The following is a 23,230-nucleotide window of genomic DNA, read 5'->3' as shown; positions in this document are numbered from 1 at the left end:
CCACAGATATCAGACGGCACTACAATGGCAGATCTTATAATCAAAGCTTTTGGAGCTGACATGTCCGATTTCATCACAGTAATGCGCGAAACCTGCCCCACTCCAGTCGTTGACGCTACCAAGTGGACACGCATCGGCGGTGACCCGCACACCGTGAACCTCAACGCTTACCTTTCTGAAGATGGAAGCAAGATAATGGGGACCTGGATCTGTACACCGGGAAAATTCGAAGTCGATTACGATAAGTGGGAGTTCTGTCACTTTCTTGAGGGCTACTGCATCATCACGCCTGAAGGCGAAGAGCCTGTGCATCTGAAAGGCGGCGATGTATTCGTTATCGAGCCTGGCATGAAAGGCACCTGGGAAGTAGTGGAGACCGTGCGCAAATACTTCGTTTTTGCTTAAGTTCTGTAATTAAGCTCTGTGCCCTTCGCGGTTAATCGATGTTCTTACAAACCTTAAAAGCGATTTACCACAGAGGGCACGGAGAACACCGAGGGAAATGATTAAGGGCCTTTGTCTTTCTCTGTGAACTCTGTGTTCTCGGTGGTTCATCTTTGCCGTTAAAAGCGTGAAGAACGATTTACCACAGAGGTCATGGAAAGGAATCGAAAAACATTTAACTTTATCATTACTGTTCAACCCAGATCAGTTCATCAGTATTGAAGCCCCGTTCCTGAGACATTCTCACAAACCGTTGCATCACTTCCGGTTTTACCTGGGGCGTTCGTGACAGCAACCATAGATAGGATGAATCTGGGCCTGATACAAATGAGTATTGATATCCCTGTTTATCTAAATCAAACACGACGTATGAACCATAAAACGGACCGAAGAAAGAAACCTTCAGATAGCCTTCATCGCTGTCGCTAACAAAATACGCCCTGCCTTCAGCTTCCTGCCACTTACTGTTTGCTTCAGAGAATCCCCGGTTTACCAGGGTAACACCGCCACCTTCCCGCAAACTGTATTCAGCCGTCACCTGCGACAAGCCTCGTTCAAACGAGTGATCCAGTCGCGCAATTTCATACCACTTGCCTAAGTACCGATCTAATTCAAACTGATCAACCGGCGTCACCGACTTAGGCATGCCTAAGCATCCATTCAGCAGTAACGTAGCGATAATAATAAGTGAAATTTTCATAGTGGCTCTGGAGACCCTGGCAAGTAACAGTAATGTGTTGGTTATACGTATACTTTGCCATTCAGATCAGCGGCTTAATAGCCGGCGGTGGTATGACTGTTAATCTGTAAACTCTCTGCCCTTGATGATCTATATTCTTACAAGCCCTAAAACGGATTTACCACAGAGGACACGGAGAACACCAAAGAGACGGGACTATATCCTTTACCTATTAATAGGGAGAACCTAGTGGATCTTGAAATCACTGGATACAACCATGACGGATAGAACCCATAAAAGTAACCCCGGTATAGCAAGAATCCAACTGATGACCTTTAGCCATCTAGGCCTGGAAAGCGTAACCAGCAACAGGACTGAAAGTAAAACCGCGGGGATGAGGGCAAAGCCGAAATAGCTTAGATGATAAAATTGCTGCACCTTGATGGGCATATAGTAGTTCAGCCATAGGAACGTACTAATCAGGATAGGTAACGCAGCCATCAATAGAACTAGACGTCGCAAAACGTGAGAACCTCCCAACACTTCATTAACGGGCTAAATGAATGACAGAACTATACGAACAAAAAAATAAAGGAAAGAGGAACAAAAGCCAACTGTATTTTGTCCCTGCTTAGTCGCTAGTTATGTAACTCGTTAAATAGAGGCAATCAGCTCTAATAAAGCTTGCTCACCATTTCTAAAGACAGGCCAACCGTCACCGGTCAGAATAGCGTCAATACCCTTAATTGATGCAACCCTTTTCACCGAGGCTTTAGCTTGTTCTACATCCTGCAGTTTAGCGTCCGGAATCATACAAAGCTTACCACCGGAATGCGCTCTGATAAGATCGCCGGTGATGAGCGTCTTTCCTTCAACAATAAAGGCCAGCTCACCCTCGGTTTTAGAGCCGTTCAAAGCATAAACATCGAGCCCATCAATAACGTTGTTACCTTCACTTAACCACTGTGTACAGTTAATAGGGAAACTCGACTTCTCGCCAGCAGGCCCCCATATGTCAGCACCGGTTTGTTGAGCTAATACCTTGGCACTCCTGATATGGTCAGAATTGGAAATAATGATATGACTGACACTACCCAGTGATTTCAGATGATGTTCATCATGGGCCGTTAAGGGTAGCGGGTCAAAAATCACATTACCCTCATCCCTCACCCAAAGGTAACTATGAAAATCTATATCCCTATCTTCGTCAAACTGAGTCCAGCAATATAGATTGCTTTGGTGAAGTAATTTCATAAGTCGTTCTCTCTGGCTATCGGGTGCTTAATTATGGAAGCTCGGCCTACTCACTAAGAGTAGACACTTGCTATGCAATTAACCTGTACTCATGCAACCTAAAATCTAAATCAGTTTTTTCAGTATACACCGAGCAAGTCATTTCTCTGTGAACTCAATGTTCTCGGTGGTTAATCTTTACTGTGAGAAGCCTTAAGAACTGTTTACCACAGGGGGCACGAAGAGCACCGAGAGATGGCAAAGAGTATCGACTCCCTGAAGACGCTTCGACCTTACCAACAGCGGGATAAACCAAAAAAATCAAATAAGGAAATCTAATCTTAAAAGCTAACCGTATAGATAGTTAATTAAAACCACTGAGAAAATTCATGTTTTCAATATTCAAAGCAAATCCTGAAAAAAAACTGAACCAACTTTATAAGTCAAAACTAGAGCAAGCTATGCAGGCACAGAGAAGTGGCGATATTGAAAGCTATTCTCTATTAACCCTGGAAGCTGAAAAGGTATATAAACAAATTTTGGCTATGGAAAAAACGCAGTAAATTAAAAACGGGGCTGGTTTATTTTCACACCTGAATAAAATCACCGGCCCTTTTTACCTAAGTTCTACTAGGAGGCTTTAGCTTTTCTCTGTGAACTTTGTGTCCTCGGTGGTGCTCTTTGCTATTAGGGGTTTTAAGAGCGGTCTACCACAGAGGACACGGAGAACACCGAGGGGATGAAACCAATTCTTCTGGTCCCTCTGGCTCCCCTTATGATTAGCCAGGCATCACTTCTGTTATTTGACCGAGGGACGGCAATCAATCATCAGCAGATCCAGATCGCTCTGCCCTTGTGCCGGGTCGGCTAAATCCCGCGGTTCCAACATTTCGCACTCATCCTTTATCATCTGCTCGATGGTCACAGGGTAATGTTTGCAATCGTCGGGACGGTCGAAATAAATATCGCAGATATACTTTTCTTCACCGGGTAGTTGTTTCAACCACGGGCAACGTTTGAGTTGCTTGCCGGTATCTGGGTCTATCCAGATTTTACCTTCACTGACAAAGTTCGATATATGGGGCCTGAATATCTCCCAATACTCAACTTCGTCTGCCGTCACAGATAACCCGCCGTCACTATAATTGACGCAACATTTACCGCATTGATTACATTCTTTCACACGAATACTTCTCTACCAGGCTTCAGGGCTTAACGCTAAGCTATGCTGACATAAATTGACGAAGTCAGCATCAATTACTCTGTTCCCTTTGATTCAGATAATTTAGCCGGGCACCTTTGGAATGCTAGCTGAGCGATCTGTATCATCAGAAAAACTGACTATCTGAATAGATAGAGGGTATTCAGTTTCTTTACTCAACAGCTCTATATCAGGTAGGTCTTTCTGGTTCAATTTAACGCCGATTGAAGCTAAATTTTCGTAGAGAGTTAAGAGCCTGTCTGGATAAATTTCAGCACGTAAAACTAACGCCTTATTTCCCAGCAATTTCATATCGTCAACACCTAGGCATACCTTGCTTACGATTGCGCGGGCATCATTCGTAATATTCCCAATCGACTCTAAAGTTGAACACTGAATTTGAATAATTTTTATTCGAGCCACGTATTCCTACCTACTTATAAACTAAAACGGGACTGACTTATTTACATCTGAATACATAAATCCACCTCGCCCTTATCCAAGCTATGCTGACACAAATTAACGGGCTCAGCATCAATTACTCCGCCCCTTTGATTCCATGACTGCACAATGCAAGACCTACCCCTAGGCCCTCCGTCGCTTGCTAGAAAATGCATTATCGTAGGTTGGGATGAGGCACGAATCCCAACAAGATACAAAGCAGAAATCATTCTTTCTCTGTGTCCTCTGTGGTTTATATTTTATGGATGGAATGCTTTTTGACCACAGAGGACACAGAGAGTGCGGAGGGGTTACCTTATTAAAAGAGCTTTGCCTGCTGCCCCGTCTGAATCAGAGATTATGAACAGGCAATAATTTGGGTCCAATTATTCGCTGGCTATGTGCTTACAGGTCATGAGTGGTCTATTTGCATATCATTTGGAAACGGTCTGCCTTGATTAGTTTCAACAGCATCCTTGAGGCTAATTAAGAATACCGCCCATTTAGTGCTGCAATGCGCCATAAAATCAGTAGGTTCTTTCCAATCAGAATGGGTAAAACGGACAAATGTTTGCTCATTTTCAACCTGTAGTTGAAATAAAATTTCAGTACCCATCCAAGGCTCGGGCATATTGCCTGAATGTTTCCAACGCACCGCTTTATTTGCAACAAGCTCTACTACTGCAAAGTCTGGGCCTCCACCGTTAAAACGAAATTCGATAATTGAGCCTACGTCACCTGCCCCAGAGATATCGTTAGTCCACCATTGAGCTAACCCATCATTTGTTGTTAATGCTTCATAGATTTTTTCAGGCGAAGCTTTGATACCAACTCGATGATTTATGTCCATCATAATGCTCCCAAAAGTTACATTCGAACCTATAACGCTTTGCTTAGAGGGAGGAGCGTAGCGACGATCCGCTCAGTTTGTTATTAAGGGGTAAGAATAAATAGTGAATCAATAGGGTCAGTGTGGATTTATAATAATTCTACTCTGACCCCATTCATTTATGCTGGCTTTATTTGTCGTGCAGCTTTGCTTCCTCGATCAAGTGCCTCCTGCATCGAAGCGCTGTTCTTCCATATGACGCATTGCATCCTGCAGTTCGCTCTGTTTGCGTACTTCGCTAAGGTTCTTGCGTTCTGCTTCTGGTAACCCACTGAGAGCCTCTTTAAGAACGATTGTCAGAAGATCCCCGGCAATACAGTTCGTATCTCGCTTATAGATTGTCGCCAGTGTTTGTAGCTCATTGTATAACTCGGTAGGAACCGGTGCTGCTACGGTTTGTACCGAAGAGCTGCTAAGGTCACAGCTGGCTTCGTGGGCTTTGCCGGTATCACACAGGTCGTCCATCAAACGAACGATTTCACTGTTCATAACTTCCTCCTGAGAATTGTTTTGATGTGATAATAGTTATAGTTCCTGTGTGCAAAGGCGTAAAGCTGAGAGGCAAAGTTAGTCATTGAAGTTACGTGATGAAAAAAGGCCGATCAGTGATCGGCCTTTGGTGTAGATCGTGACTACTTCTGCTGAGCGAAGCACTCTTTGGTTAAGGAAAAATCAATGACTCTGACCCCTTTGATTACTCGAGAATTTTCACCACAGAGAAGAGAATGCACCTGGTGGGGATAGGTAAGCATTGGATAAACAATGCCATTTGATACCGCAGGATTTGGCGGTTTAGATATGTATTAATCAGGATCGCCCCTAAAAAGGGCTCCCACAGAAATCGGTAAGCTACCGCTCTTAAAAGCGCTTTTTCTAACAACTAGCAAGCGGCGCAGCCGCGTCTAGCAAGTCGCGAAGCGACGTCTAGCTACTGAAGTTAACTCCCCCGATAAGAAGAATAGCTATACGGCGAGATCAACAAAGGCACATGATAGTGTTCTTCCTCATTGGCGATACCAAACCGCAGCACCACATCATTTAGAAAAGCGGGCTCTGGCAGTGCTATCCCTTTTTGACGGTAGTAACTGGCAACGCTGAAAATTAGCTCGTACACACCGATGCTGAAACCCTCGCCTTCCAGTACCGGCTGGTCGCAGCGGCCGTCATCATTGGTGACGGTTTGAGTGAGCAGCTCCCGGCTGCCATCGGCACTGATGCGATAGAGTGCAACCGGTATACCGCTGCCCGGGCAACCATGGGCCGAGTCCAGTACATGTGTGGTCAGATACCCCATAGCGCTTTAATCCTCTTTCTTTTGTCTGTGAAAACCACCAGCGTTCCGGTAAGCCATTGATATACACTATAGAACAACGCAACAAAGCAAAACAACAGAGCGGATACAAATTGTATACATTTAACTCTTACCAAACCGCTCTAAGCTAAACAATCATCCGTCACATAAGAGGCACAACACCTCCCCGCCCTTAATAGACGCCTATATCCTGACCGCTCAGACAAGTTAATTCTTGTATCCGCTACAATTAATTGTATACAATCGAACGAGTCTGTTTCGATATACCAGAGCAACGTAATCTCTACCTATATTAATAGGAGTTGGCCGTGATTAAAGACTATCCACGCGACCTGATTGGCTACGGCAGTAATCCACCTCACCCCCACTGGCCAGACCAGGCGCGTATCGCTATCTCTTTTGTACTCAATTATGAAGAGGGTGGCGAACGCTGCATACTCCACGGCGATAATGAATCTGAAGCCTTTCTCTCCGAGCTTCCCGGTGCGCAGCCTTTACCCAACGTACGCCATATGAGCATGGAATCCTGTTATGAATATGGCAGCCGGGCCGGTGTATGGCGTCTGCTAAAGCTGTTTAATAAGCACGATATCCCTCTCACAATTTTTGCCGTCGCGATGGCCATTGAACGTCACCCTGAAGTCGCCAGGGCGATGGTGGATGCTGGCCATGAAATCTGTAGTCACGGACTTCGCTGGATCGACTATCAATATATGGACGAAGCCGAGGAGCGGGAACACCTACAGCGTGCTATCGACATCATTAAACAGGTGACCGGAGAAAGACCCCTAGGCTGGTACACCGGGCGCACCAGCCCCAACACGCGCAAGCTGGTGATGGAGGAAGGTGGCTTTATGTACGATTCAGACAGCTACGATGACGATCTGCCCTACTGGCTGGACAATCAAGGCAAGGGGCATCTGGTTATCCCTTACACTCTGGATGTTAACGACATGCGCTTTGCCACGGCCCAGGGATTCAACAGCGGTGAACAGTTTTTTCAATACATGAAAGACAGCTTCGATACCCTTTACGCCGAGGGTGAGGATGCACCAAAAATGATATCGGTAGGCCTTCACTGCCGCCTTGCTGGGCGTCCGGGACGTATTGCCGCATTAGAGCGCTTCCTTAGTTACGCCCGCAGTCATGAGAAGGTTTGGTTCAGTCGCCGCATCGATATTGCCCGGCACTGGCATAAGCACCACCCCTACCCCGGGGAGGTCGTTTAATGAGCACAACCACCTTTCAAAGCTGCACCCCAAGCCAGATGAGCCGGGAACAGTTCATCAGCACTTTTGCTGATATTTATGAACACTCGGCCTGGATAGCGGAACAGATCTTTGACCGGGGCATCGCAACCGGCGACAACGATATTTTAACGTTGCACGCGCGTATGGCCAAAATCTTGCTCGAGTCTGATACACAATCACAGCTGGATCTGATTAACGCCCATCCGGATCTGGCAGGTAAAGCGGCCGTGGCGGGTGAGCTGACCGAAGCCTCTACATCAGAACAGGCCAGTGCCGGCATCAATGAATGCAACGCTGAAGAATTCACCCGCTTTACTATGCTTAATGATGCTTACACCACCCAATTTGGTTTCCCGTTCATTATGGCGGTTAAAGGCAGTGATCGGCATCAGATACTGGCCGCTTTCGAAGAGCGCATCCACCACAGCCCGGAACAAGAATTTCAACGGGCGCTGGCGGAGATCAACAAAATAGCCCGGTTCCGGCTTGAGATAATGTAAAGCCTATTGCAAAGCACTGACACAAAGTACTGACACAAAGTACTGAAGAAAAGCACCGATGAGCACTGACTTACAGGTAGATAATAGAATAATGAGCAACACGACATTTACAAAACATATCAATCTGGCCGATGCGCGTCTGGGCAGTAAAGTAATCTTCGTCACCGATGACTGGTTTGCCGCGGCAGACCGTATGCTGCAACCGGAAGCCCCGGTATGGAAAGAAGGTGTATTCGACGACAACGGTAAATGGATGGACGGCTGGGAATCTCGCCGTAAGCGCGTTGAAGGCTACGACCATGCGGTTGTTCGTCTTGGCGTTGCCGGAATTATAAAAGGGGTCAATATTGATACGGCCTTTTTCACCGGTAACTTCCCCCCTTCTGCGTCACTGGAAGCCTGCTTCTGCCCGCAAGGTGAACCTGCAGAAAACACCGACTGGACTGAGCTGCTAGGGGCGGTTTCTCTCAACGGCGACAGTCAGCACCTTCACCCTATCAACAGTGATCAGCCCTGGACCCATATCCGTCTGAATATTTACCCCGATGGTGGCGTGGCCCGACTGAAAGTACATGGCATTCCCCACCTCGACTGGTCTGCCATCAGTACCGATCAGGAGATTGATCTGGCGGCAGCCCTGAGTGGAGGACGTGCCCTGTCATGCAGCAATGAGCATTACGGCACGATGAGCAACATCTTAAACCCTGGCCGGGGTATCAACATGGGTGATGGTTGGGAAACGGCCCGCCGTCGCACACCCGGTAACGATTGGGTGATTGTCGCACTGGGGCATCCCGGTGAGATAAATCGTATTGTGGTCGACACCCTGCACTTCAAAGGTAACTACCCGGACAGCTGCTCGATTCAGGCGGCTTTTGTCAAAGGCGGTACCGATGATCAGATCGAAACCCAGAGTCTGTTCTGGAAAGAGCTATTGCCCTCGCAAAAACTAGAGATGCATCAGGAACACAGCTTCGCAGAAGAGATCAACACACTAGGGCCTATTACCCATATCCGTCTGAACATCTTCCCGGATGGCGGTGTCAGCCGTCTGCGATTGTTCGGTAACATAGCGGCCAAAGGATAACGATGTCATGCTGACACTCAGACCAGAACCCCTCACCCAAGAAGCTTTCGCGCCCTACGGTGATGTTATTGAAACCGAAGACCGTGATTTCTTTATGATCAATGAGGGGTCCACCCGGCGCTATCACCGCCTCTCTGAAGTGATGTTAGACAAGCCCGGCGACCGAGGCATTATCAGCATATTCAGGGCCCAAAAACTTGATTACCCGCTGCAGGTAAAACTACTGGAACGCCACCCGTTGGGCAGTCAGGCGTTTATCCCCTTGAAACAAAATCCGTTTCTGATTCTGGTTGCAAAACCCGGCGACCAGCCGGACACAGGCACCATTCGAGCCTTTATTACTAATGGCCGCCAGGGTATCAATTACCACTCCGGCGTTTGGCACCACCCGGTACTGAGTTGCGTAGCGGATGATGACTTTCTGATCGTCGACCGGGAAGGCGAAGGCAATAACTGCGATGAACACTATTTTACAGACGACACCCAGATTGTTCTGCAAGCCACCCAGAGCTGATAAAGTGATCTGTAGCAGACTGAGAATTGATGTTTAAGACTTCTTTGCAAGTCAGGTTTTGAGGAATAGATGATGGACCCCTATATCACGGAATGGCTAAATCTGGCGGTGCGCTGGGTACATATGATCACCGGTATCGCCTGGATCGGTGCTTCGTTTTACTTTGTCTGGCTAGAAAACCATCTGGAGCGAAGTAACCCTCGGGAAGGCCTCTCCGGTGATCTCTGGGCGATTCATGGCGGTGGTATCTACCACTTAGAGAAGTACAAACTTGCCCCTCCTCAGATGCCGGAAACGCTGCACTGGTTTAAATGGGAAGCCTATGCCTCTTTCCTTTCAGGCATCACCCTACTGGCGGTGGTGTATTACCTCAATGCGCAGCTCTATCTGATCGCCCCCGGCTCTGATATGAGTGTTGCCACAGCTATCGCCATCAGCATCGGCAGCCTGATTGCAGGCTGGGTTGTTTATACCACCCTCTGCGACTCACCGCTGGGCAAAACACCGGTTCTGCTGGGTCTCATTCTATTTGCTCTACTGGTACTGGCAGCCTGGGGATTCTCGCTAATTTACAGTGGCAGAGGCGCCTTTATCCACGTTGGCGCGATTATCGGTACAATCATGGTCGGCAACGTATTCCGCGTCATTATGCCAGCACAAAGAGCACTGGTGGGCGCAATTGAAGCCGGTCGAGAACCCGACCCCGCCCTGCCCGCTAAAGGGCTGTTGCGTTCACGGCATAACAACTACTTCACCCTGCCCGTACTGTTCATCATGATCAGTAACCATTTCCCCAGTACCTATGGCCATGCCTATAACTGGGCGATTCTGGCGGTACTGTCCTTTCTCAGCATACTGGTGCGTCACTATTTCAATACCCGCCATGAGACACAGAAACTTGCCTGGGCAATACCGGTGGCCGCGTTGGGGATGATTACGCTGGCATTTGTTGTGGCGCCGCAAAAAGCGGTGCAATCCGATACGCAGATTAGTTTTACTCAGGTCCAGCAGGTGATCAGCCAACGCTGCACTGTCTGCCACTCAGCCACACCCACCTATACCGGTTTCAGTGTCGCCCCACTGGGCGTTATGATGGATACACCGGAACAAATTCAGGCATTGGCCCCCCTTATCCAGGCCCAGTCGATTGCCACTCAGGCGATGCCATTGGGCAATATCACCCAGATGAGTCAGCAGGAACGTGATCTGTTAGGTGAGTGGATAGCCAAAGGCGCTTTAATCGAGTGAGTCAGCGCATATGAACAGTCTGTTTTTTGATCTGGATGGCACCCTGCTCAATACCCAGGCGGGCATCGCTGAATCGATTCTGGCCGCGCTCACCCAGCTGGGTTACCCCGTAGCCTCGCCAACGAGTCTGCAAAGTTGTTTTGGCCCGCCGATTCGAGACAGTTTTTCTCGCCTGCTTGAAAGCGATAATGCAGCGCTGATTGAGCAGGCGGTATCACTCTTCAGAGAACACTATCTACAACAGGGGATCTATAACTATCAGATCTATCCCGGCATTGAAAAATTACTGCATCAGCTTGCCAATAGCGCTATACCGTTGCGAGTACTGACGATAAAACCCCAACCCCAGGCCCAATGGTTGTTGGATCATGCAGCGCTAGCGCCTTTGTTCCAGAGTATTCATGGCAGCGAATTGGATGGCTCCAGAAGTGATAAGTCCCTCCATCTTCACAGCCTGCTGCAGCATAGCCAATCCCCAGGGGATAAACACTGGATGATTGGCGACCGCACCAATGACATCTCAGCAGCTAAGGCCTGCGGCATACATTCAGTTGCCGTCACCTAGGGCTACGGTGAGCTTGCAGAACTCAGTGACGCTAACAGTGATTTCATCATCGATAGCCCCCATGAACTGATAGCGCTATTAGTAACTGTTTAGCCGAATTAACGCGCGAGCTTACCTTCGGCTTTCTTTCACAATATGAAATAAGACAGATATTTACTACAATACGGAAAACTAAAGTTGCATATTAACGCTCAGGATTCCGCTCAATGTCAGACACCAAACCCGCTAGCCGCATTCAGGTGATCGACCGTGCGGCCCAGATTCTGGATGCCATATCCCGATATTCACAACCGGTGACCCTGAAAGTGCTCAGCGCCGAAACCGGACTCCACCCCTCTACCGCCCACCGGATACTCCACTCGCTGATCGATAATCGCTTTGTCGATCGAAACAGCAACGGTGAATACTGGCTGGGCAACCGGCTACTGCAACTCACCAACAAGCGCCATACTGACGTCGATCTGCGGGCCGTTGCCCTACCTTATATGGAACAGTTACGAGATAAGCTAGGCGAGAGTATCAACCTGACTATCCGTGAAGGCGATGTCGTAATCTATTTTGAACGAGCTATCCCCAACCGTATGATGCATGTTCATCAGCTGGTCGGTAGCCGGGCGCCGCTGCATGTCACCGGGGTGGGGAAACTGATGCTAGGCATCAGCGGTGAGCATGAGATCATTCGCTATGCCGAACGAACCAACCTGCCCTCCTATACTCAAAACACTTTCTCATCCCTGCCAACACTGACAGAAGAGTGCCTGCAGTCTGCATCACGGGGCTATGCCCTGGATAATGAAGAAGCTGAGATCGGCGTCGGCTGTATCGGTGTGCTCATCTATGATCAAACACAACTACCGGTGGCGGGTTTATCAATTTCAGCACCAATCGAACGGAGAAATCTGGAGTGGGTAAACGAGCTAATTGAAGCAGCTTTATCTATCTCCACCCAACTGGGTTTTAAAAAAGCTGGACTATGAGCAGTTGGGCATAGAAAACCGGGCTCAAGTCAGCGGGGATAAGTTCATCATCACTTTAAGGGACTGTCACAAAAATAGGCTACCCTATCCCGGCTAACTGATCTAAAGTATAGATAGCCTGAATGAAGTTAACCTTTTGTAATTTATTGTATTGTTAGCTGCGGTTCACAGGCTCTGATAATTCATTGAATTAAGTTGGTCTGCGTTACTTACAAAACCCAACATAAGCTTTGAAGGCATAAAGCTGATGAGTCGGTTTCGAACGCAAGGACTAGCCGTCACGAAAGGAACTCAGCAAGATGACTGTCAGTCGATTAGCCCTTTGCGTCTCTTTTTATTCAGCTATTTTTGTTTCTACTTCTATCGTTGCACCCTCAGCCCAGGCACAAGAGTGGGTATACACCACTGTCGCTGGCGACAATCTTTGGAATCTGAGCGAACAGCACTTGGATCGGGCCACCCGATTTAAGCAGCTCCAGAAACTCAACAATATTGAAAATCCACGGCAGATGCAGCCCGGCACACGTTTGCGTGTACCTTTAAAGTGGATACGCAGTAATCCGGTACCGGCGGAGATATCCGAAATACGAGGCAAGGGAGAACTCCTTCGAGCCGCTGATAACAGTGTTCAACCGCTTAAAGAGGGTAGTCAGATCCAGTTGGGTGATCGTGTTCGCTCCGGCGCAGATACCACACTGGCCATCCGCTTTGCCGATGACACGGTACTGACACTCTACAGCAATAGCCTAATTCGTTTTGATCACCTCAGCGCCCACGGCACAACCGGCATGGTTGATTCCAGATTACACCTGCTGAAAGGTCGAATGGATACCCGCGTCACACCCGCATCAGGGCCGGGCTCTCGATTTGAAATAGAAACCCCTTCCGCCATTAGCGCTGTTCGGGGGACAGAATACCGGGCAACCGTGGCCGATGAAGGCAAGCTATCTAATATCGAAGTACTTCACGGCAAGGTAGTTGTTCGCGGTGCCGACAAGAAAAGACTCATTAAAGCAGGCTACGGTACCCAGGTTGCTGCTGGCACAGCACCTATCCCGCCCAAAAAATTACTACCACCGCCACAGTTTAAAAAACCAGACGGGGCCATCCGCAGTATCAACTGGACCATCAATTGGAATACCAACGAAGACGCACGCGGATACCGGATAGAAGTATCAGAAGACGCCAGTTTTAATACCCTGCTGTGGCAACAGGTCAGCCAGTATTCCCGTGCTCCTTTGCCCGACATACCCGATGGAAATTACTTTGTTCGTGTCCGCGGGATCGATCAACTTGGACTAGAAGGGCAAAGCAACGTTCTCGCATTCAGTCTGGATGCCAGGCCACAACCACCGGTTCAGCTATCACCCGCAGACAAAAAACTCTTTCGGGGACAGTCACCCGAGCTGCAATGGACCGCGTCAGAAGACGCCGTTCGTTATCATCTGGAGATAGCCACTGACGCCGCATTCAGCAACCTGATTGTGGATGATGACAATATTCGAGGTAACCGATACGACAGCTCAGCGCTACCTGTTCCGGGCTCCTATTTCTGGCGTCTGACTAGTATCACGGCAGATAATGAATTCGGACCTATAGGCCTTATTCGTGAATGGGAGATCAAACCGATTCCCGCTAAAGTTGATGCACAAATGAGCTCTTCTGAAGATGGAATGCTGGTCGCTAGCTGGCCATCTGGAGGTGCCGGGCAGACTTACCAGGCTCAACTGGCCTACGACAAAGGCTTTGAAGATCTGCAAAACGATTCGATACTGACAGAGCCAGAAATGAGTTTTCTGCCGGTTAAAAACACGGCACGTTACCTCAGGGTACGCACTATCGACACCGATGGTTATATCGGCCCCTGGGGAACAACCCAGAAAGTAGTGCCCGTGATCGATTACACGCCTCTGGCCATCTGGGGTTCTTTCCTTATGCTTATTTTGCTGTAAACATATGAAGTTGTTTATTGAATCACACCGTCCTCAGCTGTATGCCAGCCTACTGGTATTACTCCTGATGCTGATAAACACAGGTCTGAATAACAGCCGGGTCTTTGAACGGCTGGACCTCATGACTTACGATCTGATGTACCCGTTTCATGCCGGCAAGATGAGCGACGAGGTTGTGATTATTGCTGTGGATAACAACAGCATAGAGCAGCTTGGTCGCTGGCCCTGGTCACGTCGGGAACATGCCCGGTTAGTAGATCAACTCACCGAAATGGATGCTGCGGTGATAGGCATTGATATTCTCTTTACCGAACCACAGAGAGATGACCCCGGGGCCGATCAGGCGTTCGCCCGTGCGCTTCAAAAAAGTAACCGAGTTGTTTTAGCTGCAGCACCTGGCATTCAACAGAACGGGATGATAACCGAGCTACTCCCCCTGCCAGAACTTGCAATCAACGCTGCAGGTATTGGACATGTCGATACTGAACTCGATAAAGACGGTCTTTGTCGCCGGGTATTTCTTTATGGCGGGGTCAATGATGCCCATTGGCCGGCTCTGACGCTGGCAATGCTTCAAGCCGCAGGAAAAGCCCCAACTCTCAGCATACCAACAGCTTTTCAAACAAGTAATCGATCAGAGATCAGCCAATCAGAAAGCTGGGTAAGACAACAAAGTATGTTGATCCCCTTCGCGGCTAGAGATCAAAAACCAACAATCATCTCCTGGGCAGACCTGATTAATGGAGCAGTACCGAGTCAGTTAATTCGCAATAAATATGTATTGGTTGGGGCAACAGCAACAGGGCTGGGTGATGTTTTGGCAACACCTGCAGCCAAAGCCCATGAGCGGATGCCCGGTGTTGAGGTCAATGCTCAGATTCTAAACGCCCTGATACAAGGTAAAGCGATCTATCCACTAACCAGTCTGCAGCACTTTTTACTCAGTTCAGCGCTGATATTGTTAAGCGGTGTTGCGATTCTTCTGCTGCCTCTGCGTTTTAGCCTGTTGTCTTCAGCCGCGATGATAGGCGTCGCACTGGTTTTCACTTTTATCCTGCTCAGCCAGTATCAGCGGTGGCTGACACCGGTTTCAACACTGATCACCATCGCCGCTATCTGGCCAATCTGGACCATATGGCAACTGAATGTAGATACCAGACTCCGTAATAAACTTCTCAAGCAGCTGCAGCATCAGGCACAGCACCATCGGGCAACAGGTATGCCCAACAGTGGCATGCTGGAAGACAGACTAAACCAGCTGACACTGGGTAAAAGTCCCGCTCCGGTTATCGGCCTGATGATTATCCATTTTGAATGGCCGGGGTCAGCCAGTACAACCCTGGGAAGACCGATAGGCGACCAACTATTGAAAGCTATTGGTGAGAGCCTAAGGTCTGAAGTGTCCAAAAATGATTTTATCGCTCACCTGAATGGTGATGATTTTGCGGTGCTGTTAAGTCAAACAAAAGATCATCAAAGCATTCAGAACATCGCGGCGGCCCTGCTCAAACAGCTACAACAACCGTTAGAGATAAACGGTGAATCTCTATTACTGTCCCCCCAGATAGGGGTGAGTGTCTGGTCTGGCGAAGAAAGCGAAGATAACCAGCTATTACGCAACGCGTATACAGCGATGTTTAAATCCCGTATCGATGATAGCGAGCACCTCTGCATTTACTCCGCCGATATTGGTCAGCAACTGAGAATTCGTTCACAACTTGAACAAGCACTGATACACGCGCTTGAACGAGACGAATTTGAGATCTACTACCAACCACAAATAATGGCGGATAGCGGCCGAATTATTGGTACTGAAGCGCTATTACGTTGGAATAACCCACAACTGGGCGCTGTTTCCCCCGAAGAGTTTATCCCTGTGGCAGAGCATGTCGGTTTAATACGCCCGATTGGGGAGTGGGTTCTGAGCAATGCCTGCAAGCAACTCAAAGCATGGCAAGATGAAGGCCTACCCTCGTTACGCCTGGCCGTTAACGTATCTCCACTGCAATTTATTGATCCGGAACTGGGCAACATTGTTGAAAAGATTGTTCAACAGGTAGGCATCAAACCGGAAGACCTTGAACTTGAAATAACTGAGGGCTCTCTGATGTGGGATATGGAGACGGCCATTAAAATGATGAAACAGATCAAACAGCAGGGAATAATCTTAGCCATCGATGACTTTGGTACCGGTTATTCTTCGTTAAGTAACCTACGTCACTTCCCTCTTGATCGGCTGAAAATTGATAAATCCTTTACTCAGGAGATAGGCACCAGTGACGGCTCTACTGAGATAACCCTCACGATTCTGTCCATCGGAAAACGACTGGGAATGAGCGTTATTGCCGAAGGAATTGAGACTCAGGAACAAGCCAGTTTTCTACGCAATAACGGATGCGATGAATTCCAGGGGTTTATGTACAGCCACCCGCTGCCCGTTGACAAAATGACCCAACTATTACGCGAAGGCGCCGTCATTGAAATTAACCTAAAACAGAAAGAGTACGAAGTCAGTTAACACTCTTCCTACGCTGTCAGATCCAACTGCGATAGCTCTTCTAACAACCAGCTACCGGCCGTACCCAGAGAGCGATTCTCAGTCCATACGACATCAATTCCTTGTAACGAGGCCACCTTTTGATAATCGCGCTGCAGAATATGCAGTTCGCCGCTGGCTAGCTTTTCTTCGACGACATTACGGTGCAGAGATGCCCAGCCCAGGCCGCTGCAAAGCAGATCCAGAATCAGGTACGGACTTTCAGAAAACCAGACACTCGGACTCAACATCAACCGCTCATGACTTCGATCACTCAGATCCAGACTGCGTAAAACTAGCTGACGATATGCACGTAGATTCGAATGACTGACCGGCTGCATAGCAACAATCGGGTGGTCGTGCCGACAAACAGCCACCGACTCTGAATAACCAATGCCCCTGAAGCCAAACCCCTGGGGATAGGTTTCCCGTTCAAGCATCAAACCTATATCAGCCCGGTTAGTGCGAATCAACTCGGCAACATCACTGCCACCTGGGTCGAGCAGCTCAAGCTGAATATGAGAGAAACGCTGCTCAAACCGGTGAAGAATATCCAGTAGCTGCCGGTTGGAAATACTCTGCTCAACCGCCAGACATAATTCAACTTCATCGCTCTGACCTAACGCCTGCGCGTGTACCCGAAACTCATGCTGACTGTGCAATACCGTTCGCGCGTATTCTAGCAACGCCCGACCACTTTCAGTTAATACCGGGTTACGGCTGCTCCGATCAAACAAGGTAACGTTGCTATCCAGCTCCAGGTTACTAATCGCCGTACTCACAGCCGACTGGGCTTTACCCAGCCTGCGGGCAGCCGCAGAAAACGACCCTGTCTCCGCCGCTATAACAAAAGCTTCTAATTGATCCATAACAGCCATAAATGCAGCCCCAACCTATCTAATTAATAGATAGTATCTAACTTTTATCTATCTATTTAAAGCTTAGAATAGCCTCACCTATGAATCAGTCATTTATCTATCCACCGCAAGGATCCATCATGAATCAGCCAATTATCACCCGCACACCGCTGGACCGCCTGCGCCACGCTGTTATGTTTGAGGCGCTACTACTCACGTTATTGGCTCCGATGATGTCGCTGATGCTGAATCGGGATATTGTTGATGTGGGAATGCTAGCGGTGGTGCTTAGTCTGAAAGCGATGCTGATCAATCCGATTTTCAACTATGTATTTGACCGTTATGACGTTAAACGGGGAAACATTCCGACGGAACGTAAATTAGCAGGACGGATACTTCATGCGATCGGATTCGAGTTGACGCTGACGGCCACCTCGCTGCCATTGATTATCTGGTGGCTTGATGTGACGCTTTTACAAGCGCTCATGCTAGATTTGGTTATGGTGTTCGCGGTGATGCTCTACACGCTACTATTCAATCTGGGATATGACCGGGTGTTTCCTGTTGTCCAACTGTCAGCCCAACTCTCGACTCAACTGTCAGACCAGCTTTTACCCCAACGACAGGATGAGCCTGTACGCGCTGAAAGTTATTAGAGAAAAAGCTGTAGAGGCTATCTGATGGAGTGCAGCAGCACTCCATCAGGCAACTAAATATATCTTAAACTGCCAATGGATCTGATCCGCTATCCGCCGGTAACTCAGTCTCAGCAGGCAAGCCGCTTTCCACTGCAGTCTCAATCACCGCATCAACCGTAGGGACTGGTTCAAAAGCATTCGCCGGTAAAGGATGCTCGACATACTCAAGATCATTGCGAGTCCACCAGTATCTGAAGCCGTTATCCACCATCCACTGACCGATACGATCCAGCGTTGACCACTCACGGCAATCGCCCCTCGCACTGTCTAATCGTAACGGTAATCCATCCACATAGACCAAAGCAGCCCAGGAATAAGGATGTTTATCAGGGTCGCCAAACCCCCCGCCCTGCTTGTTTCTGAAGATACGATAAGCCACAGCATAATCGCCCAGACGCCCCTGTTCACGGCAGATTGGGAGCTCCGCCTGTGTCACGCTTCCGGCGATTTCCAGATAGACTTCTAAACTCTCATTAGTAAACATCATGGACCATAGTGTTGCTTTTTGAAAAATACGGACATACATTATGGGTCATGATGTAAGGTTCTACAACAATTTAGATGCGACAACATTGACATAGAACAGCTCTCAAGACAGTCGATTCATAGCACCTTACACACCTAAAATAATGAAGGAAGTCAGATGGATTCAGGTAATAAAACTGCGATTGAACTACTCGAAGATCTTCGCGCTCGCCGTATGACTGCCACCGAACTGCTTGAGCAAACGATCCAACGTGCAGAGTATGTCGCTGAAACCTACAATCCTTTTTCTGTAAAACTGTACGACCGTGCACGCGAGGCGGCCGCTAAAGCCGATGAGTTATTAGCCCAGGGTCTGGGTGGACCTCTGTGCGGTTTACCGATCACCATCAAAGAATCACAATGGCTCGCCGGTGTTCCATTGACCAGCGGTTCCCGTACTGAAAAAGACGTTATTCCTCAGGAGACCAGCGCAGCGATACAGCGTTTGGAAGAAGCCGGGGCAGTTATCTTTGCAAAAACCACCTGTCCAGAATACTGTCTGACAGGCACAACTTCATCAGAACTCTTCGGCACAACCACTAACCCCTGGAACAGAGAACGCACCTGCGGTGGTTCTTCCGGCGGCGCAGGCGTTGCCGTGGCAACCGGTGCTGGCACCCTGTCTCTGGGAGGCGATGGCGGCGGCTCAATCCGAATTCCAGCAGCTTTTTGCGGCATCGTTGGTTTCAAACCTTCCTATCAAGCGGTGCCAAGAGAGCCTTGTAACCCTTCATGGAGCACCATCGTTTCATACGGACCGATGGCTCGGACAGTGGCCGATGCCCGCTTGATGTATTCGGTAATCGCGGCGAATAATGATGAACATGCTTATGTGGATTCTCTGAACGCCCATGCGCTTCAACCAATTTCGCTAGCCGGCCAGAAAGTCATTATTTCTGAAGACCTAGGTCTTGCTCCGATTGACGATGATGTACGCATGACCTTCCGCAGAATTATCGCTCAACTGAAAGAGGCTGGCGCAGAAGTCATTTATGACCATCCTCACCTGCCCTCTTCCGTTATCGCCTGGGCGACTTCGGCCATGTACGACACCTGGAGCTTCCAAAAAGAGAAGGATGCTCCCCTCGCCGGACTAGAACAAGGCACACTGGATTCTATGACCTTTGGTGCCAGTATTACCGAAGATGAGTTTAATGCTGCTGAAGACCATCGTGAAGCGATTCACGGGGCTTACCAGGCAATGTTTGAGCGTAATAACTGTACAACATTCATTACCCCTACCCTGGGCGTTGAGGCATTTAAGCACAGCCTGCGCCACCCTAAATATGTAGGGTCCACCCGCATTAGCTATCCATGGCTAGACTGGGCTAGCTTTATGTACGATGCCAACCTGACAGGTATGCCTGCCTGCGCTATACCCATGGGTCTGGGTGATGAGGGCTTACCTCTCTCAATTCAGATTCAGGGCCCCCGCGGGACAGATGCAACAGTTTTGAATATTGCCGAGCAGTTAGAAAAAGTAATCGGCTGGGATAACTCACCGAAAGACTCTGCTGCCGAACCCAAAGCAGACACCGACCCGGATGAATTTAATGAAGATGAGGGCAAGGGCATCATCAATCAGATGAAACGCGCCCGCGCTCGTCTGTCACAACTTCGTGGGACGGTTACTAAGTGAAGAGCCTCCAGTTCGACGTCATCAGCGAATTAACTCCAGGTGAGAAGTTCAGAGACCTATTTACCAAAACATGGCCTGCCTACCGAGCCTGGTATCTGGATGAGGGAGAGGAAGCTCGCCCTAGCTACCTTGAGTGTATAAACGCACTGAAGCTGTACATGCCTGAGCTGATGCCTTTGTATAAAGAGCTGACAACGTTGTTGGATTGCGACGATCTACAGGCTCGTTTTCTCAGCTTGTACTGTCCTCCAACATTCTACTCAGGCTGCTCACAACTGATCTATAAGAAAGAGCAAACTGCCCTGATCCGCAACTATGACTTCCCTGCATTTCTCTGTGAAGGCACCATTATGCAGAGCCAATGGCTGGATAAAAAAGTCATCGCCACAGCGGATTGTGTCTGGGGGGCTCTCGACGGCATAAACGATGCAGGCCTTAGCATCTCCATTAACTATGGCGGCCGTCTGGTAGAAGGCAAAGGGTTTGGCATCACCATCGTGGTGCGCTATGTACTGGAAACCTGCAGCAACGTTGAAGAAGCCATCGAGGTTTTTAAACGAGTCCCCGTACATCTGGATTACAACATTGCACTGGTTGATAAGACCGGCAATCACTCAACCATTTTCATCGCGCCGGATAGAGATATCTGCGTCAGCAATGCAACCACCTCAACCAATCACCAAGGGCCGATAGAACCAGGAAAGCCTGTATTTCTTGAGGACTCGACTACCCGGCTGGATGCACTCAACAGGATTGCCGCCCAGCAGGAAACGACGTTGCAGGAAACTGTCGCTCCATTTCTCTACCCCCCACTGTATCGAGTACACGACGCGCATTCGTCGGGCACGCTGTATACCGCCGTATATCTACCTGCAGAGGGACAGGTCAGTTATATCTGGCCGCATCAAAGCCTCAACCTTAGCTTCGACCTGTTCCCCGAACAGACCCTTGATATTCACTATGCATAACCAAGATACGTATAACCAAGCAACCATAGAACGAGGTGTATTAAAAAACGCATGACTACCCTGACAAGCAAACTCACCTCAATCCTATGCAGGATTCACAGCATCATTTTCCCGCAAGCACCGAAGAGTGTTAGTGAGATAAACCCAGAAGACTCAACCTTATCTAACGATAATAATATAAAGGACGTTACTATGAGCACACCCGATACTCTTCGAAGCCTATCTGACATCTATCGTTTTTTTCGAAACAATACGACCCCAATCTACTTCGTCTCACCTACTGCATATAACATTCTCGGTTTGGGACAGTGGATTCAAGGCTTTAAATATATCTCTCACTTCGACTCTTTCGACGGCGGCCACTTTCGGGTAACCAATCCGACACAGAATACCGAGCGAGAATTCCAGTCAATGGAAGATATGGCCAACTACCTGTTGAGCCACAAAGAGTCGGTAGAGCTTTTCGAAAAGTCCGGCGGAAAAGGTAAAATTTTAACCGTCATGTTTGACGAGAAAACAGAAGAGATTGCTAAAAGCTTAGGCATGGAGATAGCCCTGCCACCGGCCAGTTTGCGAACTCGTCTGGATTCCAAAATTGTAACCACCCAACTGGCCAACGAAGCCGGTGTTCCTAGTGCACCCAACATCGTCGATGTTGAAGCCTCCAGCTACGCAGAGCTACAAGCGTTAGCGGATGAGAAGAAACTGGGGAATAAGCTGGTAGTACAAACCCCTTATGGTGATTCAGGTAAAACCACCTACTTCATCAGCAGTGAAGCTGACTGGGATAAAAACGCCGACAAAATCGTTGGCGAGACACTGAAGATCATGAAATACATCAACCACATCCCGGGTACGCTGGAAGCAGTTGCCACCCGCTGTGGCACTTTAGTTGGTCCGTTGCAGACCGACATTACCGGCTATTCAGAGCTAACACCTTATCAGGGCGGCTGGTGTGGTAACGATATCTTCCCAGAAATACTTCAGGGTGAGCAGCGCGATAAGATCATCGCGATGGTTAAAGCGATGGGCGATAAGCTATATGAAAACGGCTACCGCGGCACCTTCTGCTTCGATTACCTGGTGGATACAGACGATGGCGAAGTCTATCTGGGCGAAATCAACCCACGAATCAGTGGCGCCAGCCCGCTAACCAACTTAGTAACATCTAAATATGGCGGCATTCCACTGATGCTGTTTCACCTGCTGGAATTCATGGATGTTGATTTCGACATCGATATTGAAGAAATCCAGAAACGCTGGGCTGACTTTGATACCTGGACCCAGCTAGTTCTTAAGCATACCGAAGATAGAGTGCGCCAAATCACTAAAGCGCCACAGACTGGCATCTGGCGTATGGAAGACGATGGCACCATCAACTATGTGCGTCAAAGCATCGACTGGGGTAACGTCAGTGACAATAATGACGCTTTCTATCTACGTGTTTATGGCAAAGGTGATTACAGTTACCTGGGTGCCGACATGGGAATTCTGATAGCCCGGGGACGAATGCAGTCCGATGACCGCCAACTTCTGCCGCGCGCTAAAGACTGGGTTACCGCAATCAACGCTCAGTTTGAATACAAAGAACTGGAAGAGCTGGAAGTACCTTATATTCCAACCGATAACGTTCGTAAAATGCTCTGATCAAACCCAGAGCATAAAAAAAGCCCCCAGCTTCTGTTTAAGAACCTGGGGGCTTTTTTATATCTGTC

General features: G+C 48.6%; 24 protein-coding genes. 15 read left to right on the top strand and 9 right to left on the bottom strand.

What is annotated here, in order from left to right:
• Positions 1–60: 60 nt before the first annotated feature.
• Entirely contained in the window at positions 61–405 is a 345-nt protein-coding gene (locus QZZ54_RS10110) for a cupin domain-containing protein (protein WP_290702358.1), read from the top strand.
• 226 nt (positions 406–631) lie between these two features.
• Here QZZ54_RS10110 and QZZ54_RS10105 read toward each other — a convergent pair whose 3' ends face one another.
• Together QZZ54_RS10105 and QZZ54_RS10100 are read right to left on the bottom strand one after the other, a co-directional pair.
• Positions 632–1,144: a lipocalin family protein gene (locus QZZ54_RS10105; protein WP_290702356.1), complete on the bottom strand. Its 513-nt coding sequence runs from the start codon at positions 1,142–1,144 to the stop codon at positions 632–634.
• Between the two features lie 633 nt (positions 1,145–1,777).
• Complete coding sequence (locus QZZ54_RS10100) at positions 1,778–2,377, bottom strand: MBL fold metallo-hydrolase (protein ID WP_290702354.1); 600 nt, start codon at positions 2,375–2,377, stop codon at positions 1,778–1,780.
• Between the two features lie 368 nt (positions 2,378–2,745).
• On the opposite strand from QZZ54_RS10100, the gene QZZ54_RS10095 reads away from it, so the two are divergent.
• Entirely contained in the window at positions 2,746–2,919 is a 174-nt protein-coding gene (locus QZZ54_RS10095; protein ID WP_290702352.1) for a DUF6435 family protein, read from the top strand.
• Between the two features lie 236 nt (positions 2,920–3,155).
• On the opposite strand, the gene QZZ54_RS10090 is transcribed toward QZZ54_RS10095, so the two are convergent.
• The 5 genes from QZZ54_RS10090 to uraH form a co-directional block, all read right to left on the bottom strand.
• Positions 3,156–3,539: a YkgJ family cysteine cluster protein gene (locus QZZ54_RS10090; protein WP_290702350.1), complete on the bottom strand. Its 384-nt coding sequence runs from the start codon at positions 3,537–3,539 to the stop codon at positions 3,156–3,158.
• 102 nt (positions 3,540–3,641) lie between these two features.
• A complete protein-coding gene (locus QZZ54_RS10085) occupies positions 3,642–3,980 on the bottom strand; it encodes a hypothetical protein (RefSeq protein ID WP_290702348.1) in 339 nt (112 codons plus the stop codon).
• Between the two features lie 430 nt (positions 3,981–4,410).
• A complete protein-coding gene (locus tag QZZ54_RS10080) occupies positions 4,411–4,851 on the bottom strand; it encodes an SRPBCC domain-containing protein (protein ID WP_290702347.1) in 441 nt (146 codons plus the stop codon).
• A 195-nt stretch (positions 4,852–5,046) separates the two neighbouring features.
• Complete coding sequence (locus tag QZZ54_RS10075) at positions 5,047–5,376, bottom strand: hypothetical protein (protein ID WP_290702346.1); 330 nt, start codon at positions 5,374–5,376, stop codon at positions 5,047–5,049.
• A 448-nt stretch (positions 5,377–5,824) separates the two neighbouring features.
• A complete protein-coding gene (gene uraH / locus QZZ54_RS10070) occupies positions 5,825–6,181 on the bottom strand; it encodes a hydroxyisourate hydrolase (RefSeq protein ID WP_290702345.1) in 357 nt (118 codons plus the stop codon).
• A 326-nt stretch (positions 6,182–6,507) separates the two neighbouring features.
• Between uraH and puuE the strand changes: the two genes are divergently transcribed.
• The 9 genes from puuE (at position 6,508) to QZZ54_RS10025 (ending at position 16,810) form a co-directional block, all read left to right on the top strand.
• Positions 6,508–7,428 (top strand): allantoinase PuuE, encoded by a 921-nt coding sequence (gene puuE, locus QZZ54_RS10065; protein WP_290702343.1) that lies wholly within the window; start codon positions 6,508–6,510, stop codon positions 7,426–7,428.
• Positions 7,428–7,949, top strand: coding sequence for a 2-oxo-4-hydroxy-4-carboxy-5-ureidoimidazoline decarboxylase (gene uraD, locus QZZ54_RS10060; RefSeq protein ID WP_290702341.1), 522 nt, complete (start codon positions 7,428–7,430; stop codon positions 7,947–7,949). The genes puuE and uraD overlap by 1 nt, the downstream gene beginning before the upstream one ends.
• 91 nt (positions 7,950–8,040) lie before the next feature.
• A complete protein-coding gene (gene alc / locus QZZ54_RS10055) occupies positions 8,041–9,036 on the top strand; it encodes an allantoicase (RefSeq protein ID WP_366645408.1) in 996 nt (331 codons plus the stop codon).
• Between the two features lie 7 nt (positions 9,037–9,043).
• Entirely contained in the window at positions 9,044–9,550 is a 507-nt protein-coding gene (locus QZZ54_RS10050; RefSeq protein ID WP_290702337.1) for an ureidoglycolate lyase, read from the top strand.
• Positions 9,551–9,622: 72 nt separating this feature from the next.
• On the top strand, positions 9,623–10,798 hold the full coding sequence (locus QZZ54_RS10045; RefSeq protein WP_290702335.1) for a urate hydroxylase PuuD: 1,176 nt from the start codon (positions 9,623–9,625) through the stop codon (positions 10,796–10,798).
• A gap of 10 nt (positions 10,799–10,808) precedes the next feature.
• Positions 10,809–11,363, top strand: coding sequence for an HAD hydrolase-like protein (locus QZZ54_RS10040; RefSeq protein WP_290702333.1), 555 nt, complete (start codon positions 10,809–10,811; stop codon positions 11,361–11,363).
• 206 nt (positions 11,364–11,569) lie between these two features.
• A complete protein-coding gene (locus QZZ54_RS10035) occupies positions 11,570–12,340 on the top strand; it encodes an IclR family transcriptional regulator (RefSeq protein WP_290702331.1) in 771 nt (256 codons plus the stop codon).
• A gap of 299 nt (positions 12,341–12,639) precedes the next feature.
• Entirely contained in the window at positions 12,640–14,292 is a 1,653-nt protein-coding gene (locus QZZ54_RS10030) for a FecR domain-containing protein (RefSeq protein ID WP_290702329.1), read from the top strand.
• A gap of 4 nt (positions 14,293–14,296) precedes the next feature.
• Positions 14,297–16,810, top strand: coding sequence for an EAL domain-containing protein (locus tag QZZ54_RS10025; RefSeq protein ID WP_290702327.1), 2,514 nt, complete (start codon positions 14,297–14,299; stop codon positions 16,808–16,810).
• An 8-nt stretch (positions 16,811–16,818) separates the two neighbouring features.
• Here the strand turns inward: QZZ54_RS10025 and QZZ54_RS10020 are convergent, their stop codons facing one another.
• Positions 16,819–17,706: a LysR family transcriptional regulator gene (locus tag QZZ54_RS10020; protein ID WP_290702325.1), complete on the bottom strand. Its 888-nt coding sequence runs from the start codon at positions 17,704–17,706 to the stop codon at positions 16,819–16,821.
• A gap of 119 nt (positions 17,707–17,825) precedes the next feature.
• Here QZZ54_RS10020 and QZZ54_RS10015 point away from each other — a divergent pair, with 119 nt between their 5' ends.
• Positions 17,826–18,341 (top strand): PACE efflux transporter, encoded by a 516-nt coding sequence (locus tag QZZ54_RS10015; protein WP_290702323.1) that lies wholly within the window; start codon positions 17,826–17,828, stop codon positions 18,339–18,341.
• Between the two features lie 64 nt (positions 18,342–18,405).
• On the opposite strand, the gene QZZ54_RS10010 is transcribed toward QZZ54_RS10015, so the two are convergent.
• A complete protein-coding gene (locus QZZ54_RS10010; protein WP_290702321.1) occupies positions 18,406–18,870 on the bottom strand; it encodes a hypothetical protein in 465 nt (154 codons plus the stop codon).
• A gap of 156 nt (positions 18,871–19,026) precedes the next feature.
• On the opposite strand from QZZ54_RS10010, the gene QZZ54_RS10005 reads away from it, so the two are divergent.
• The 3 genes from QZZ54_RS10005 to QZZ54_RS09995 all read left to right on the top strand — a co-directional run bounded on the left by QZZ54_RS10005 (position 19,027) and on the right by QZZ54_RS09995 (position 23,162).
• Positions 19,027–20,547, top strand: coding sequence for an amidase (locus QZZ54_RS10005; protein ID WP_290702320.1), 1,521 nt, complete (start codon positions 19,027–19,029; stop codon positions 20,545–20,547).
• Entirely contained in the window at positions 20,544–21,515 is a 972-nt protein-coding gene (locus QZZ54_RS10000) for a C45 family peptidase (protein WP_290702319.1), read from the top strand. Before QZZ54_RS10005 ends, QZZ54_RS10000 begins: the two co-directional genes overlap by 4 nt.
• Before the next feature lie 192 nt (positions 21,516–21,707).
• Positions 21,708–23,162 (top strand): biotin carboxylase, encoded by a 1,455-nt coding sequence (locus QZZ54_RS09995; protein ID WP_290702318.1) that lies wholly within the window; start codon positions 21,708–21,710, stop codon positions 23,160–23,162.
• The last annotated feature ends 68 nt before the right edge of the window (positions 23,163–23,230 follow it).

The sequence above is a fragment of the Amphritea sp. genome, assembly GCF_016744155.1.
GTDB lineage: Bacteria > Pseudomonadota > Gammaproteobacteria > Pseudomonadales > Balneatricaceae > Amphritea.
Note: the sequence above shows the minus strand (reverse complement) of the source record. Positions and strands in the feature narration are given on the sequence as shown.